Genomic DNA, 16,832 nt, shown 5'->3' with positions numbered 1-16,832 from the left:
GATACGTGTCCCCTTTATGCTCAGCGAGAGATAATTGATGCTTATCATCAATCACACTCCTATAATGATTGTGTTATCAATATGTTCGATAATTATGGATCTAAGCCTTGGACAAAAATCAGTACCTTCTTGAAACCGAACTAGAACAACTCAAAACTCGCGTTGATTCTGAGCCATTGGTGATCCTAGAGATTGCACAACAATGCCTAGTCAGATCAGAGCAAGTTCTGTTTGAAGAGGGCGCTATCCAGTCATTCATGTTAATGGCGAGATGTTGTTGGAACCTTATGGATTACCAGAAAGGTTTAAAATACATCAAGGAAGCCTACAAACGCCAAAGCCGATTAGATACCGATCATTTTCTCCCTGAAATTCTCCACTTACACGCTCTCCAATTCTGGGGACAAGCCAAGTATTACTCCGCCCAACAGTTCTGGATCAATGCATTAGAACAATCTGCACTGGTTGATGAAGTGGAGATTCAAATTGAATGCCTCATTGGCCTTGGCAACATTTGGCGAATGACTCACGAATATAAACTTGCACGCTCTACCCACCAGCTCGCTGTAAAAGTAGCGAATAACAGCCGCATTGGTTGGTTAGAAGGCAAAGCAAGAATACTTCTCGCATGGGATTACTACCTGCTCAACAACTATGTTGAAATGCTATCGGTGCTCGACGGTGCAGAAGAAGCACTAAAAGAATATAAAGATAATACTTGGCACGCTGAAGTATGGGATTTTCGAGGCCTTGCCCTACTTGGCCTTGAACGTTTGGATGATGCAGAACGAGCCACAGCCAAAGCGCACAAGCTAGCAGTAGAGCACAACCTTGTATGGATGAAAGCGCATTCCTACATCAGTCGAGCTAGACTGGAGCTCTTAAGAAAGAGGCCAGAACAAGCCGCCGAGTTGCTAAGGCTGGCAGAAGAGTCAGCAAACGAATTCGATAATGGCGAACTGCTTAGCCAAATTTGTTATCAACAGTCTTTAGTCGCAGAAGAAAATCAAGATTTTGAAGCCGCATTGATCGCTTTTAAGAAGTATCGTCAATATTCTACCGGCATGCTTAAAGAACAAACAAATCGTGTCGGTTTAGACAAAGCGCGCAGTTCAAAACGCCAGCTTGAACAGAGAGCTCGTAAGCTAATTAACCGCATTCGAGGTCAACACGAACACGACCCGGAAAAGCACCTCTCTTATGTCGTTTCCGAAACCTTCTGGTGGGAAAAACTGGTACTATTTAAGACGGAGCTTAAACGCTCTAATCACTGCATCATCATGTTCCATCACATCGATACCGATTACTTAGATGTCTGTACCGAGATAGCACATACCTTGTGTAATCAGAACGACTTCATTGCAAGGCTAAGTTCGGAACGTGTGGCTCTTATGCTTTCCGAAAAAGACGAAGCTGCTGACCAGATCTTCAAAACTCTGACCACCATGCTAGATATCTATCCATGGCACAGAAAAGGATTAAAAGGTTCGAGACCGACCGTCAGCCTCAACGATATTTTGACGTTCCCGTTCACTCTTGAACAACTAGAAGAAGACGATGCTGAGGTAACAGAATGATGGAAACCCTATTAAGCAAGATTACAGATGCAGGTCTAGATCCTTCATCGGTATCGGGTGAAGAGGCGATCATATTCTGGAATCATATTCGCCAACACGTTTCGACGACACAAACAGAACAAGCACACTGTTACATCATCAGCTCTGAGTACCGCGCCGAGTTACAACAAAATCAAACCAGTATTGATGAGTTAAAACTGGCACTCGACCTACTCCACCTTCCTACAGATATAGAAGATATTCTTACGGTAAAGACCAGCTTAAGTAATCGCTTGGTTGAAATTGGTGATTACACGTCGGCACTGAATGAATTCGTCAGCTCATCGACAATCGCCGTTGAGCACGGACATATCGATGAATATGTAATGGCTATCTTAGGTATGGGGAACCTGTGTGACGCTTACGGAGACCACAGCAGAGCTCTTCGCTACTACCAAAAAATCAATAGCATAGATCACGCGATAAGCAGTCGATCACTTCGTCTTAAATTCAAGCTTTATATGGTAGCAAGTCTGCTACTGCTCAACCGAATAACGGCGGCCAGCGACTTACTGAACGAATGCGAAGAACTGAGCATTTTAGTGAGTGATAAGCTACTCACAGCTCAGATACTGTTGTATCAAGCAAAAGTGCTCCGTGCTAAGAAAAAGCACCATGAAGCGCTTCGTTGTCTGTCAAAAATTCAATATCCAGCCAACAGTACTCAAGCAAGTTGGCTCGCGACCATGACTCGTCTAGAGTTAGCACATTGCTTGAGTGCGACCGGAAAGCAAGACTATGCAAGTATGATCTTGTCGAGCACCCACAAACGTGTGAAGCCCGGATCGTCACCTGTGCTTGCGAAGCGCTTCTATGATTCTCTAAGTGATGTATGTTTGAATCAAGGTCGTTTTGAAGAAGCGCTGAGCTACGAGAAGAAAGGCTACCGAATTGAAACGGATCTGATGAAGCAGATCCCGATCAGCGAACTTGGTGCAAGCCAACTGCGCCGTCTATCACGGTTTGAATTACAACTTAAACTCATTCTCTCCGAACAAGAGAACAAAGAGCTAAAAGAGACAACAGAGCAGCACAAGAATACGGTTGCTCAACTACAACAAGATGTTTTCACCGATCCACTGACCGGGTTACACAACCGTCGCTGGTTAGATGTGAAACTGAAAGATCTACTGCTACACGAAACGCCTTTCGCATTAATGGTTATCGATATCGACCACTTTAAGTCAATCAATGATGAACTGAGCCACTTAGTGGGTGATAAAGCGATCGTCAGCGTTTCTCAAGAACTGCGTTCATACTTTAAGTTTAGAGGCGCGTCATGTGTCAGGTTTGGCGGAGAAGAGTTCCTCGTCATCCTTGAGAATACTGACCTTGCGAAAGCAGAAATGCACTCTGAAAATTATCGAGAGCGTATCTTCCAATTTGGGTGGCATGAAATACTCGGCGAGCGCGGTTTAACCGTTAGTATCGGTATCACTTTGCATCGCGATGGAGAAAATACTCAGCGTACCTTCTATCGTGCAGACAAGGCCCTATACCGAGCTAAAGCCAACGGCCGTAATCAAGTGTGTACAGAGTAGTAACATGTCTGTCTGTGGGTCTTTAGTTCTGTAGGTCTGTAGCTCTGTAGCTAAGCCCGCCTCTTATTGATAAAAGAACAAAGAAATTCCACCTAATGCGGCAAGTGTCCCGATGATACTTTGCTTTGACACCTTCTCTCCTCTAATCGCATAAATCACCAAAATAAAGACCGGGCTGGTCGCTATTAATGTTTGAGCAATCGCAGGGTTAGCATTTTTCAACGCCACTTGCTGAAGCCATAGAGCGAGAAACGTCCCGACAAAGATTGCCCCTAATAACCAAAGTTTATCGAGCTTGGTCATTGCCCATAAATCTCTTTTTATCGACGAGTACGGCTTCTTTTCAACGAAAGGGATAATCAGCATTACGGCAAACACGCCAATCGTCAGGCGAATCAAAGCACCTAACAATGGTGGAATGTCACCCGCCACCAATGCGTAATGGGAAATCACCACGCCCGACGCCTGACAAACGCTTGCCATAAGCCCATATCCAATGCCACCCCACTGTGCTTTGTCATTAGAAATATCATTACCGTTCGCTGATTTCGACGGCTGAAAGACCACAAAGGTCACCGCTAAGGTTGTTATCACAACACCGAGCCAACTTTGCAAAGTGAGTGCCGCGCCAAGAAACATTAATGCCAAAACACCAGAAAGAGGTGGAGCCAGAGATTCCAGCAACAAGGTCTTATTGGCACCAATTCTTTTTAATGCCGCAAAATAAGCACTGTCACCAACTGCGATACCAATGACTCCCGAGATCGCCAAGATCCCAAAATGGTTAGCACTCAGTTCGAATTCAGGCATCGGTATTAACGGCATGACCAACAGCATCATGCCAGAGGCTACAACCCCCTTAACAATGTTCAACTGCATCGCAGAGAAGCGATGCCCAAACTGCCCATAAATCCATGTCGCACATGCCCACACCATCGCAGCGCCAATGGCCGCTAATTCACCTATATACATCCGCATTTATCCTTTATTTATTGTTGTTATGGCTATGATTATGGCTATGCGCATCGTTTGAATCAGAACTGTCATCTTGTCAGCAAGAAATCCGAAATAACCTATTCAAGTTCAATTGGATTTTATAAGATCCATCAGTGATTTTATTCTCATTATTAGCAGCAACATATTATTTTCAGATTGGTAAATCATTTTTATAACAATTACTTGGATGATAGCGTAGTATATTTGTAACTAACATCTAACATTACAAGGATCTGTTATGTTTTTAGACTACTTTGCACTCGGTCTACTGATTTTCGTAGCATTAGTTATCTTTTACGGCATCATCGTTATTCACGATATTCCTTATGAAATTGCGAAAGAACGTAATCACCCTCATCAAGATGCTATTCATGTCTCAGGCTGGGTTAGCCTATTCACTTTACACACTATTTGGCCGTTCCTTTGGATTTGGGCTACGTTGTGGCGCAAAGATCGTGGCTGGGGCTTCGCTAAGCTTGAAGAAGAACAACATGATATTCATCACCGAGTCGACACTCTCATCGACCAAGTGAGTGCACTTCAGAACGAAATCGCACAGCTAAAGCAAGCGGGCACTGAGCAAAACAGCACAGAGAAACAGACAAACAACGTTCAAGATCAGGAGGCTAAGTAATGGATTTACTGCTGATAATGACCTACGCGGCGCTTTGTATTACGATTTTCAAAGTATTCAAAATCCCACTAAACAAATGGACTGTCCCCACTGCCGTACTGGGTGGTGTTGTCCTCATCGGTACTTTGATTCTATTGATGAACTACAACCACCCTTTCACACAAATCGGTAATCAAGTTTACTCAACGACACCGATTGTTTCAGGGGTTCGAGGCAAAGTCATCGAGGTTCCGGTTGAAGCAAATAAGCCTCTCAAGCAAGGGGATATCCTTTTCAAAATAGACCCGATTCCTTTTGAAGCTGAAGTTGCTAAGCTGCAAGCCAAAGTAAAAGAAGCGAGTCAAGGAGCCTTAGGTCTAGAGTCGCAAGTTGGAGAAGCTGAAGCTGCCAAAATAAAAGCCATTGCAGAAAGAGACAAAGCACAACGTGAATTCTCTCGATACAAGCGAGGCTTCGAAAGTGGCGCATTTACAGAGCAACAACTCGATACTCGTCGACAGGCATACAAAGCCGCAGAAGCTGCAGTGAAAGTAGCCGAAGCAAACCAACAACAAGCTCAGATCGCACTTAACTCTGAGATTGGCGGTGAGAATACAGCGGTTGCAGGCTTACTTGCTGATTTACGTAAAGCTGAATTCAATCTTGACCAAACGGTAGTAAGAGCACCAACCGATGGCTACGTAACTCAACTCGCTCTTCGTCCTGGTGTAATGGCTGTACCACTACCATTAGCGCCGGTGATGACCTTTGTTCACACTGAGGCGCAATTCTATACCGCAGCCTTTAGACAAAACTCACTACAACGCCTGCAACCTGGCTACGAAGCTGAGTTTCTATTTAGAGCACTACCAGGAAAAGTATTTAAAGGACGCATTGATGAAGTGATCCCAGCCATTGGTGAAAGCCAATTTCAAGCTCGAGGCACACTTCTAGGTACTGACGCACTGCGCACTAGCGGCCGTGTATTTGTTAAGCTGACCATCACAGATGATCTGTCTGAGTACCATTTGCCTATGGGTACTGCCGTCGAAGTGGCCGTTTATTCTGATAGCTTCACTCACGTATCTATCATGCGTAAAGTGCTTATTCGCATGAAGAGTTGGCAAAACTATCTATATCTAGACCACTAACTAGAGCTAGACCACTAAACGGTCGTAGATATACGACAACCCCGCTTAACACATTGTTAATATGAATCAAAAAGCCAGACTCGTTCTGGCTTTTTTGTTGCTTGATTAACCATAAAATTGCGCTTTTTACGTGATATTAATGCGTCTAGATGGAATTTTAGACATCTAGACACTTACCTTCCCTTATGGAAGGGTTCTACTGTATAATGCGCGCCTTATTTTTTATATTTGCCCAAAAAACGTTCTCATTGAGACGCATATTAATAATGGCGAATATTATGCTTTATTTTCAGTATTCGAGGTTATCTATGAACTTTTCAGCTAAAACAGTCGTCGTTATTGCTATTGGCGCGGCACTGTACGGCATTGGTGGTTTACCTATGTTTGGTGTCCCAGTGTTTGCTAACACGACATTGAAACCAGCAATGGCAGTCTTAGCACTGTTTTCTGTTTTGTTTGGCCCTATTGTTGGCTTCTTGGTTGGCTTTATCGGCCACTGGGTAACGGATTTGTTCGCAGGTTGGGGGGTATGGTTAACTTGGGTCTTAGGCTCAGGTATTGTCGGTATGGTTATCGGCTTATTCCCAATGATGACTAAGAACCGCCTTCAACAAGGCGAACTGCCAATGAAAGATTTTGCACTGTTCGTGGTACTTGCCCTTGCGGGTAACGTTGTGGGTTATGGAAGCTCCGCGTTCCTAGACACCATCCTATACGCAGAACCGTTTACTAAAGTCTTCACTCAACTGTCTATCATCGCTGCGGGCAACACTATTCTTATCGCAGTGGTAGGCTTCCTGATCCTAAAATCAGTCGCTAAACGTAACAAACAAAGCCGTAACCTGACCGAGGCATAAACGCTAATGACTATAGCATTTTCGAACTTCTCTTTTAGATATGAGTCGCTGGATAAACCGACGCTAAAAAATATCAATCTAAGGATAGAGAAAGGAGAGAAAATCGTCATTATTGGACCAAGTGGTAGTGGTAAATCTACGCTAGGTCAGTGTCTCAATGGTCTGATACCTCATGCAATTAAAGGTGAAGTGTCTGGTTCTTTAGAGATCAACGGCAAGAATGTGTCTGAGTTTTCAATGCACGACTATACCGAGCAAGTCGGCACAGTATTGCAAGATACTGACAGCCAATTTGTGGGGTTAAGTATCGGTGAAGATATCGCGTTCGCATTAGAAAACCAGTTGATGTCGAACATTGATATGTACCCGTTAGTTAAATCGACAGCAAAAATGGTCGACCTAGCGGATATGCTTGAGCGCTCTCCTCATGACCTTTCAGGTGGTCAAAAACAGCGAGTATCGTTAGCGGGTATTTTAGTCGATGATGTCGATATCTTGCTGTTTGATGAGCCTTTAGCAAGCCTTGATCCTAAAACGGGCAAAGCAACGATTGAGATCATCGACCAACTTCATAAAGAAACCAACAAGACTATCGTGATTATCGAGCATCGCCTTGAGGATGTTCTACATCGCGATATCGATCGTGTGATCTTAATGGAGCGCGGTGAAATAGTCGCGGATATGACTCCGGATGACATCTTAGCGTCCAAGTTACTTGAGACGCACGGTATTCGTGAACCTCTCTACTTATCTGCACTTAAAGCAGCGAAAGCCCCTCTGACTAACGAAGATAAACTTTCAAACCTCAAAGCTTTGGATTACAAAAGATTCCGCCCAGCGGTTCAAGCTTGGTTTGCTGAGCACCCGGCACCGGTAGCAGAGAAACAGTACCAGCCTTTGCTCGAAGTTCATGGCTTAACTTATTCTTACGACGGCGAAAAAAATGCACTCGAAGATGTGAGTTTCAAAATTGGTAAGGGTGAGTTTGTCTCGATTTTGGGCAAGAACGGTTCGGGTAAATCCACTATCACCAAACTCATCATGGGTGTGATAGATGCTGATTCAGGTTCTTCCTATCTAAATGGTCAAGACTTATCTGAACTTTCCATCTTTGAAAGAAGCCAGAAAGTCGGTGTGGTGATGCAAAACCCGAATCATATGATCTCACATCATATGATTTTTGATGAGATTGCTTTTGGTCTTCGTAACCGCGGTATGGCAGAACAGCTGGTCACAGAAAAAGTAGAGAACGTTCTTGAGCTTTGCGGGTTAAGTAAGTTCCGCCACTGGCCCATTGAAGCTCTGAGCTATGGTCAGAAAAAGCGTGTAACGATCGCGTCTATCTTAGTGTTGGAGCCCGAACTCCTCATCTTAGATGAGCCAACAGCAGGCCAAGACTACCGTAACTACACATCGATGCTGGCATTCATCCAAAAGCTTAACCGAGATTTGGGCATTACTGTTGTGATCATCTCACACGACATGCACTTGGTTCTAGAATACACCACACGTTCGATCGTAATCGCAGACAGTAAGTTAATTGCTAATGCAGCCATGACGGAAGTGTTTAGTCAGCCATCGCTTTTAGAACATGCGAACCTTTGTACTACCAGCATTTATGAACTTGCGACTATGATGAAAATCGACGACACCAACGCTTTTATGCAGTACTTCATCGACGACGAGAGAAGCTCGCTATGAATGCATCAAAAGTAAAATTTGGCATCAATTACATTGATACTAAATCACCGTTACACGCACTGAACGGCATCACTAAATTTGTACTTTTTCTTGCTTGGGTCACTGTGGTTTTAACTACGTTCGATCTGAGATTGATTGCGTTGCTTATTGTGACTGGTTTATTCCTGCTAAAGCTTACCAATGTGCCTGTGCGCGTTTATAAGCCTTTGTTATTGGGAACGGTGAGTGTATTAAGCCTAAATGCTTTGTTCATGTATCTGCTTGCTCCACAGCAAGGTACAGAGCTCATCGGCAGCGAGACTCTATTGCTGACATTGCCGGGTAACTACTCGCTGAGCCAAGAGACGCTGTTTTATTTAATCACTGTCACGCTCAAATACATGAGTATGTTCCCGATAGCGTTAATATTCGTCTTTACCACGCACCCGACCGAGTTTGCAGCAAGCCTCAACCGTATTGGCGTTCCATACAAAATCGCCTATGCTGTCAGCTTAACACTGCGTTATTTACCTGAAGTTAAAAAAGACTTCATCAATATCATGCACGCGCAACAGGCTCGTGGCGTTGAACTATCGAAGAAAGCACCTTTACTCACTCGCATCAAAAACGTAGCTAAGGTTCTAGGTCCGCTCATTTTTTCTAGTTTGGACCGTGCAGACGAGATTTCAAACGCAATGACGTTACGAGGTTTTGGCAGACATAAGTCACGGACTTGGTATAGCTATGCGCCTTTGAAACGTATCGATTACGTTTGGCTAATGGTTATCGCCTTTATCGTTGTGTTAGCGATCGTAAAACGTGTTTTAGAACCACAATTATTCTGGTATCCATTTTAGGTTTCTCATTGAAAGCGACGCTTAAAGAACGTGCTGCTTGATGTTCTACTTAACGAAATTCAAGCCGTTTTAGAGTGAAAATCGAAACAAAAAAAGGGAGCCTCAGGGCTCCCTTTGTCGTCTTTGTGATCACTTACTTACTGTGATTGTTATTAGTTTAATTTGTAAAACACCGTTGAAAGAGGTGGCAAACGCAGCTCAATCGACGTGTCCAACCCTTCGCTTGCTATTGATTCAACCTCAGCAACCTGCTTCACTTCAAAACCGCTGCCTGCGTAATCAGCCGAGTCAGTATTCAGCAATAGCGAGTACTGGCCTTGGGCTGGAACACCTAAGCGGAAACGCTCATGAGGAACGGGCGTAAAGTTAGAAACAACCAACACGCGTTCACCCGACTCACTAATACGTTCATGAGCTAAGATACTTGCTTCAGCAGAATCTTGTAGACGCCATTCAAAACCTTTCGGGTCGAAATCAAGATCGTGCATTGCCGCCTCAAAGCGGTATAGATTGTTCAAATCTTTCGTTAAGCGTTGAACACCTTGATGGCGTTCATATTCCAACAAGAACCACTGCAGTTGATCATCATGATTCCATTCAGCCGTTTGACCGAATTCAGCGCCCATGAAGTTCAGCTTTTTACCCGGTTGTGCATACATGTAACCCATGTAAGCGCGTAGGTTAGCCGTTTGCTGCCACTCATCACCCGGCATCTTATTGTGGATAGAGCCTTTACCGTAAACCACCTCATCGTGAGACAGAGACAATACGTAGTTTTCGCTGTGAGCATAAACCAACGGGAAGGTAATCGTATCGTGGTGATATTTACGGTTGATTGGATCTTCTTGAATGTAAGACAAGCTATCGTGCATCCAACCCATGTTCCACTTAAAACCGAAGCCTAAACCGCCCATAAAGGTTGGTGCTGAAACACCCGGGAAAGCCGTCGATTCTTCAGCAATTGTCATCGCATTCGGGAAGTGTTTGTACACTTCTTCGTTCATCCACTTAAGGGTCGCGATGGCGTCGTAATTTTCATTGCCGCCGTCTACATTCGGAATCCATTGATCATGGCTACGCGAGTAATCGAGGTACAACATCGAAGCAACAGCATCAACACGAATGCCATCGATATGGAATTGTTCGAACCAGTACAATGCATTTGCTACTAAGAAGCGACGAACATGCTCTTTACCTAAGTCGTAAATGTACGAGTTCCAATCTTGGTGCCAACCACGGCGTGGATCTGGATCATGGAACAAAGGCGTTCCATCAAAGTTAGCTAAGCCGTGATCATCACTTGGAAAGTGTGCAGGAACCCAGTCCAGAACAACACCTAAACCGGCTTGGTGACATTGGTCGACGAAGAATTTGAAATCATCTGGAGAACCAAAACGACTTGTTGGCGCAAACAAGCCTATTGGCTGATAACCCCAAGAGCCGTAAAACGGGTGCTCTGAAACCGGCATCAACTCTACGTGTGTGTAACCCAGATCCGTTAGATACGGGATTAGCTCTGCCGCTAGCTCACGGTAGTTTAGGAATTCACCTTCAGCATTGCGCTTCCAAGAACCGGCATGCAATTCATAGAATGAAAGGGCTTCTTTGCGCTTTTGCGTCACTGGGCGATTCTGCCATTGAGAATCTTGCCACTGGTAGCGAGCGTGATCGTAAGTCACAGATGAAAATGATGGGTACTGCTCAGAGTAGAAACCCCATGGGTCAGCTTTATGTGGCAAGCCTTCGCCATCGGGTCCTTTTAATTCAAACTTGTATTGTGCGCCTTCTTCCAGATCAGGAATAAATAAGCCCCACATACCATAATCTAGACGCTGCATTGGGTGGCGACGACCATCCCAAGCGTTGAAGTTACCCACCAAGCTAGCCGCTGTTGCATGCGGTGCGTACACCAAGAAACGCGTGCCTGAAATCGTCTGTCCATCACGCTCTAGCGTAATAAACTGAGCTCCCATGTGATGATACATATCTTTAGGTGTATGAAGATCCTCATAACTCGCGTACAGATCATGGTATTGGTATGGATCATCGATGATCTGCTCTACTCCATTCCAATCAACCGCAAGTTTGTAGTGAGTAAAACGTAAGTCTCTTTCTTGCTTAAGAATGAAACCACTTTCACCCTCTCGCGCTAACTTAATACGAGGTTCCTTTCCAACAATCAACTCGACTTTATCTGCCCCAGGAATCCACACTCGTAATGAACCTTGTTCAGAAGGTAAGTATGGCCCTAAAAACGCAAATGGGTCTGTGAAGCAAGCCTGTGATAGTTGGGTATATATTTGTTTTTGCTTTGAAATCGAACTTAGTTCCAAAACGCTTCTCCCTAACCAAACATCCAAAAAACATAATACAAAAATGCCCGCTATTAGTGCGGGCAATATAACGACGGTTTATTCTACCAGATGAGCATTCAATATTGAGTGACCGAGGTTGTAGTTTCGTACGGCGTAAGCAAAAAACCACCTCTTTTCAAGCCACTCGACTCCATTACTTAGCTGCTTTTTCTCGTACGTCAGTTAGCTTAGAGGCGATACGATTCACGCCTTCATGAGCGAAGATTTCGTCCAAGTTCATTGATAGTTTACGACGCCAGTTAGGGTACTCATCGACCGTACCAGGGATGTTAACGGGCTTATCCATCTCTAGCCAATCTTCCAACTGAACACTCAGGAGTGTTGAGCCACCAGCCGCAACGTGCAACTGAAGCGCTTCAGCAAGATAAGAATCCATCGGCACTTGACTTGCATCACGCCCAACACCTTCAGGTAGGAAGCCGTGCCATGCCACTGAGTCTAAGATACCTTGCTTGCACTCCAAGCGGCTATCGAACAAAGTTTCTAGCTGTTGTGCGTCTGGGTATAAACCAATCTCTTGACCCATTTTTAAGTCATCACAGTGCCAGAAGCCGCGAAGCGTTGGCATATCGTGAGTACACAGTGCTGCCATCGATTGTGACGCGTAGTGCTTCGGAGAAATAAAACCACCGTCATTTTCTGATGTTTCGAAGAAGAATACTTTGTAAGAATGCACGCCAGCATCAGCAAGGATGTCTACGATTTCATCCGGCACCGTGCCTAAGTCTTCACCGATAACACTGCATTGGTAACGGTGAGATTCAAGCGCCAGAATAGACAGCATGTCTTGCACTGGGTAGTAGATGTACGCACCTTTCGTTGCGTTCTCACCCTTTGGAATCCACCACAAACGCAGCAGACCTAAAACATGGTCAATACGCAATGCACCACAGTGCTTCATGTTGGCACGAAGTAGTTTGATGTAAGCGTCGTAGCTGGTTTCTTGAAGTACTTCTGGGTTAAGTGGCGGTAAGCCCCAGTTTTGGCCTAGAGGACCAAGAATATCCGGTGGAGCACCAATGCTCGCATCCATCACTAGGTTGCCTTCATCAGCCCATGTCTCGCTGCCAGAATCTGCAACGCCTACCGCTAAATCACGGTAAAGGCCAACCGCCATGCCTTTCTCTTCAGCAAGAGACTGTGCATCGTTGATTTGGCAATCGGCTAACCATTGTAGGTACATGTAGAGATGCACTTGATCTAGGTTATCTTTGATGTATTTCTGGGTCGCAGGGCTTTCAAATGTGCGGAATTTCTCTGGGAATACAGGCCAGCCCCACATACCTGAATCTTCAGCATGCAGTTCACCGTGCAGAGCATCAAACGCGGCTTGATGCATCAGGCTTTCACCGCCCTCTTCAACGAACGCTAAGAACGCTTGTGCGCGGTCGCTGTTTTTGTCTAGATGACGAGTCTTAAATTCTGCGAATAGCAGAGGTAAGATGCTCATCTTCAGCTCAGACACTTCAGTGTAATTCACCCAGTGCGCTTCACGAGCTTTCTGTAGGCGCTGCTGGAACTCGGCGCTGCCTACCGTTTGTTGCGCTTCCGCGCTTAATGCGAACTCAGGAACTGAACTCACATCAATGTATAAGACGTTCAACCAACGACGTGAAGACGGGCTGTATGGGCTCGCACCTTCCGGGTTCGCAGGGAACAGTGAGTGAATTGGGTTTAGACCAACAAAGTCACCACCGCGAGACGCGATATCCGAAACAAGCTGTTTTAGGTCACCGAAATCACCAATACCCCAGTTGTGCTGAGTTCTTAGCGTGTACAGTTGAACACTTGGTCCCCAAAGCTTTTTGCCTTGCTCAATGGGTGACTGCTTGAAGCACGCTTTTGGCGTAATAATCAACGTCATCTCGTAAGGTTTCTTACGGCGCTTACGACTCACAATGAGCTTGTGATAACCCCATGCCAAATCACTTGGCAATGCAAACACTAAAGGGCCACCCTCGGCACGCTCGTCACGAACGACTTGAGATTGAAGATAGCCTTCAAGTACCTCTCCTTGCTCGGTTTCTAAGCGCCAGCTGAACTCACTTTCACGAGCACTCACACCCAGATTGAGTGTCACTTCTACTGGCTCACCGTCACGCAAGACAAGAACCGGGTCTAGTACATCTTTTCTGTGCTTTCTTTCTGCAGATTTAAGCAGTGCATCATCGCTGCTTGTATCGTAGCCCAATGAAGCCAATAGAGACGTAATCGTCTCTTCTGATACTTGTGCTTCATCGCCCCACGCACTAACGTAACTATCGGCAATATTTGCCATTTCTGCGACTTGTTTTAATACGGTCTGTTCTTTCATCGCTCTCTCCGAAAACGTTCTGACGCTTTCAATTTTTGTAGGGTTGTCTATTTAATTTTTACTAATCAATTAGCTTGTGACAATCAGTTTGTAAGCATTGCTATCTGAATAAGCCGTCTATTTGCTCACAAGCTAATTGAGCCAAGGCAGAAACTGCCTTGGCTACTTTGCAACTATTAACGGTTAACCGCTTCAAGTTTCCAAATGTTGTTCACGTAGTCGCGAATTGAGCGGTCTGATGTGAACTTACCAACCAATGCCGTGTTAAGAATCGCTTTCTTAGCCCAACCTGCTTGGTCTTTGTATTGTGTACCCATGTCTTCATGTGCTTTCACGTAAGAAGCGAAGTCAGCAAGACATAGGTAAGGGTCACCACCGTCTAGTAGGCTATCAAACGTTGCACGTAGAAGACCTGGTTGACCTGGAGTAAACTCATCGCCAGTCAGTAGATCTAGAGATGCTTTCAATAGTGGGTCTGCATTGTAGTAGTCATATGGGTTGTAACCCTGAGCTTTCAATGCAACAACACCGTCAACTTCTAGGCCGAAGATGTAGATGTTTTCATCACCAACTTCTTCACGAATCTCAACGTTTGCACCATCCATCGTACCGATAGTTAGAGCGCCGTTTAGAGCCATCTTCATGTTGCCCGTACCTGAAGCTTCTTTACCAGCTAATGAGATTTGCTGAGAAACGTCTGCCGCAGGGATGATGATTTCAGCCATGCTTACACGGTAGTCAGGGATGAATACCACTTTAAGCTTGTTACCGATGCGAGGATCGTTGTTGATCTTCTCTGCAATCTTGTTAACCGCGAAGATGATTTCTTTTGCTAGGTGGTAACCCGGTGCTGCTTTCGCTGCGAAGAAACATACGCGTGGCTCACACTCGAAACCAGGTTCGTTAAGAATACGGTGGTACAGAGACAGAATGTGTAGCAAATCTAGGTGCTGACGCTTGTATTCGTGCAGACGCTTAATTTGAACGTCGAAGATAGCGTTAGTATCTAGCTCGATACCCATGTTCTCTTGAACCCAATCCGCAAGACGCTGTTTGTTTTCTTTCTTAACAGCCATAAATTCTTTTTGGAATTTCGCGTCTGTTGCAAACTTAGCGATGCCTTCTAGCTGCTCAAGTTTTGCTGGCCACTCAGAGCCAATCTTACCTGTGATTAGATTAGATAGACCTGGGTTACAGAACTTCAACCAACGACGTGGCGTGATGCCGTTCGTTACGTTAGTCAGTTTACCTGGGAAGATTTCGTTGAACTCTGGGAACAAGTCTTTCTTAACCAGTTGAGAGTGAAGTGCGGCTACACCGTTTACTTTGTAAGAACCAATCACACATAGGTTTGCCATGCGAACCATGCGGTGGAAACCTTCTTGGATGATAGAAAGCTTCGCTTGTTTCTCACCGTCACCAGGCCACATCTTGCGAACTTCTTGCATGAAGCGGTGGTTGATTTCAAAAATGATTTCCATGTGACGTGGAAGAAGACGGTTGATCAGCGATTCAGACCAAGTCTCTAGCGCTTCTGGAAGTAGTGTGTGGTTCGTGTACGCGAACGTATGTGCACTGATTTCCCATGCTTGATCCCAAGATAGACCTTTCTCGTCGATTAGGATGCGCATTAGCTCAGGAATCGCAATCGTTGGGTGCGTATCGTTAAGCTGAATTGTTTCTTGCTTAGGCAGATCTTCTAGAGAGAAACCTGCTGCTTCGTGACGGCGTAGAATATCGCGAACTGACGCTGCTGAGTGGAAGTACTGCTGCATTAGACGCAGTGTCTTACCTTTTTCGTGGTTGTCGTTCGGGTAAAGTACTTTAGTGATGTTACCTGCATCGATTAGCGAGTGTTGCGCTTCGAAGTAATCACCGTTGTTAAAGCTTGCTAGTGAGAATGGTGCAATTGCCTGACATTCCCAAAGACGCAATGGGTAAACCGTGTTTGACTCGTAACCTACGATTGGTAGATCCCAAGGCATTGCTTTTACTTCCATACCTGGAACCCAAGTACGAACTTCTTTACCGTCGATGAATTCAACTTCTACATGACCGTAAAAACCAATGTGTTGTGCTAGCTCTGGACGAGCGACTTCCCATGGGTAACCTTCAACCCCACGCCATGCGTCTGGTGCTTCTTGTTGACGACCATCTTGGAAAGACTGTTTGAATAGGCCGTATTCGTAGTGAAGACCGTAGCCTACTGTTGGGTACTCTTGTGCAGCACAAGAATCCATAAAACAAGCAGCAAGACGACCAAGACCACCATTACCTAGCGATGGGTCGCGTTCTTCTTCTAGAAGGTCAGTTAGGTTTTGGCCTAGCTCTTCCATTGCATGAGTAATCTGTTCGTACAGACCCATGCTGATCAGGTTGTTACCTGTTAGACGACCAATCAAAAACTCTAATGAAAGGTAGTTAGCGCTCTTCGCGTTTTTGATTTTTTCATCATTTTCAGTTTCTAGCAGGTCAAATGTTGTCAATTCTGCTAGCGCACGCCCCATAGCTAGGTACCATGCGCGGCTATCTGCGTTTTCAATCGTTGTTGCGTAAGTTGCAGATAAATGCTTTTTAACGCTTTCTTGGAACGACACTTTATCGAAAGTTTTTTGCTGAGTTGGTTTCATTTCAGAAATCTCGCTTTTAATAGTTCTAATTCATCTGTGACATATCGTGCATGGTCACCATTAACTAAACATCCTCCCGTTAATACGACTAACTAGGAGTAGATGAGAGGGCGTAGGGGGCGTACCGATGTAAGGTTAGTGATCTGACTCTCATGTTCTAACTTCGAACAAAAAGTTGGAGTGACTAAGATCACAAGCTCCC

General features: G+C 45.0%; 11 protein-coding genes. 7 read left to right on the top strand and 4 right to left on the bottom strand.

Going from position 1 to position 16,832, the window contains the following annotated elements; genetic code table 11:
* The first annotated feature begins 107 nt into the window (after positions 1-107).
* Together AB4180_RS03500 and AB4180_RS03495 are read left to right on the top strand one after the other, a co-directional pair.
* Positions 108-1,577 (top strand): hypothetical protein, encoded by a 1,470-nt coding sequence (locus AB4180_RS03500; protein ID WP_009845832.1) that lies wholly within the window; start codon positions 108-110, stop codon positions 1,575-1,577.
* Positions 1,577-3,157, top strand: coding sequence for a GGDEF domain-containing protein (locus AB4180_RS03495; RefSeq protein WP_029225485.1), 1,581 nt, complete (start codon positions 1,577-1,579; stop codon positions 3,155-3,157). The genes AB4180_RS03500 and AB4180_RS03495 overlap by 1 nt, the downstream gene beginning before the upstream one ends.
* 63 nt (positions 3,158-3,220) lie before the next feature.
* Here the strand turns inward: AB4180_RS03495 and AB4180_RS03490 are convergent, their stop codons facing one another.
* Positions 3,221-4,129 carry a DMT family transporter gene (locus AB4180_RS03490; RefSeq protein ID WP_029223175.1) on the bottom strand — a complete coding sequence of 303 codons (909 nt, stop codon included), beginning with the start codon at positions 4,127-4,129 and terminating at the stop codon, positions 3,221-3,223.
* A 262-nt stretch (positions 4,130-4,391) separates the two neighbouring features.
* On the opposite strand from AB4180_RS03490, the gene AB4180_RS03485 reads away from it, so the two are divergent.
* The 5 genes from AB4180_RS03485 (at position 4,392) to AB4180_RS03465 (ending at position 9,311) form a co-directional block, all read left to right on the top strand.
* Positions 4,392-4,787 carry a DUF3302 domain-containing protein gene (locus AB4180_RS03485; RefSeq protein WP_009845835.1) on the top strand — a complete coding sequence of 132 codons (396 nt, stop codon included), beginning with the start codon at positions 4,392-4,394 and terminating at the stop codon, positions 4,785-4,787.
* A complete protein-coding gene (locus AB4180_RS03480) occupies positions 4,787-5,917 on the top strand; it encodes an HlyD family secretion protein (protein ID WP_017096246.1) in 1,131 nt (376 codons plus the stop codon). Before AB4180_RS03485 ends, AB4180_RS03480 begins: the two co-directional genes overlap by 1 nt.
* A gap of 308 nt (positions 5,918-6,225) precedes the next feature.
* The gene (locus tag AB4180_RS03475) at positions 6,226-6,774 is read left to right on the top strand and encodes an ECF-type riboflavin transporter substrate-binding protein (protein ID WP_009845837.1); all 549 of its coding nucleotides are present in this window, start codon (positions 6,226-6,228) and stop codon (positions 6,772-6,774) included.
* 6 nt (positions 6,775-6,780) lie between these two features.
* The gene (locus AB4180_RS03470; protein WP_102249430.1) at positions 6,781-8,475 is read left to right on the top strand and encodes an ABC transporter ATP-binding protein; all 1,695 of its coding nucleotides are present in this window, start codon (positions 6,781-6,783) and stop codon (positions 8,473-8,475) included.
* Complete coding sequence (locus AB4180_RS03465) at positions 8,472-9,311, top strand: energy-coupling factor transporter transmembrane protein EcfT (protein ID WP_012600180.1); 840 nt, start codon at positions 8,472-8,474, stop codon at positions 9,309-9,311. The genes AB4180_RS03470 and AB4180_RS03465 overlap by 4 nt, the downstream gene beginning before the upstream one ends.
* A 152-nt stretch (positions 9,312-9,463) precedes the next feature.
* Here the strand turns inward: AB4180_RS03465 and glgB are convergent, their stop codons facing one another.
* From glgB to AB4180_RS03450, 3 genes are all read right to left on the bottom strand, one after another.
* Positions 9,464-11,644 (bottom strand): 1,4-alpha-glucan branching protein GlgB, encoded by a 2,181-nt coding sequence (gene glgB / locus AB4180_RS03460; RefSeq protein WP_102249431.1) that lies wholly within the window; start codon positions 11,642-11,644, stop codon positions 9,464-9,466.
* Between the two features lie 175 nt (positions 11,645-11,819).
* On the bottom strand, positions 11,820-14,000 hold the full coding sequence (malQ, locus tag AB4180_RS03455) for a 4-alpha-glucanotransferase (protein WP_102249432.1): 2,181 nt from the start codon (positions 13,998-14,000) through the stop codon (positions 11,820-11,822).
* Between the two features lie 176 nt (positions 14,001-14,176).
* Positions 14,177-16,630 (bottom strand): glycogen/starch/alpha-glucan phosphorylase, encoded by a 2,454-nt coding sequence (locus AB4180_RS03450; protein WP_102249433.1) that lies wholly within the window; start codon positions 16,628-16,630, stop codon positions 14,177-14,179.
* Between the last annotated feature and the right edge of the window lie 202 nt (positions 16,631-16,832).

The organism is Vibrio sp. 10N.286.49.C3, from assembly GCF_041469545.1.
In the GTDB taxonomy this organism is placed as follows: Bacteria; Pseudomonadota; Gammaproteobacteria; order Enterobacterales; family Vibrionaceae; genus Vibrio; species Vibrio tasmaniensis_A.
Note: the sequence above shows the minus strand (reverse complement) of the source record. Positions and strands in the feature narration are given on the sequence as shown.

What these genes read in the sequence shown, in the direction of transcription:
- AB4180_RS03495 (WP_029225485.1), top strand. Translation starts at nt 1,577, where the DNA reads ATGGAAACCCTATTAAGCAAGATTACAGATGCAGGTCTAGATCCTTCA.
- AB4180_RS03490 (WP_029223175.1), bottom strand. Translation starts at nt 4,129, where the DNA reads ATGTATATAGGTGAATTAGCGGCCATTGGCGCTGCGATGGTGTGGGCA.
- AB4180_RS03485 (WP_009845835.1), top strand. Translation starts at nt 4,392, where the DNA reads ATGTTTTTAGACTACTTTGCACTCGGTCTACTGATTTTCGTAGCATTA.
- AB4180_RS03480 (WP_017096246.1), top strand. Translation starts at nt 4,787, where the DNA reads ATGGATTTACTGCTGATAATGACCTACGCGGCGCTTTGTATTACGATT.
- AB4180_RS03475 (WP_009845837.1), top strand. Translation starts at nt 6,226, where the DNA reads ATGAACTTTTCAGCTAAAACAGTCGTCGTTATTGCTATTGGCGCGGCA.
- AB4180_RS03470 (WP_102249430.1), top strand. Translation starts at nt 6,781, where the DNA reads ATGACTATAGCATTTTCGAACTTCTCTTTTAGATATGAGTCGCTGGAT.
- AB4180_RS03465 (WP_012600180.1), top strand. Translation starts at nt 8,472, where the DNA reads ATGAATGCATCAAAAGTAAAATTTGGCATCAATTACATTGATACTAAA.
- malQ (WP_102249432.1), bottom strand. Translation starts at nt 14,000, where the DNA reads ATGAAAGAACAGACCGTATTAAAACAAGTCGCAGAAATGGCAAATATT.
- AB4180_RS03450 (WP_102249433.1), bottom strand. Translation starts at nt 16,630, where the DNA reads ATGAAACCAACTCAGCAAAAAACTTTCGATAAAGTGTCGTTCCAAGAA.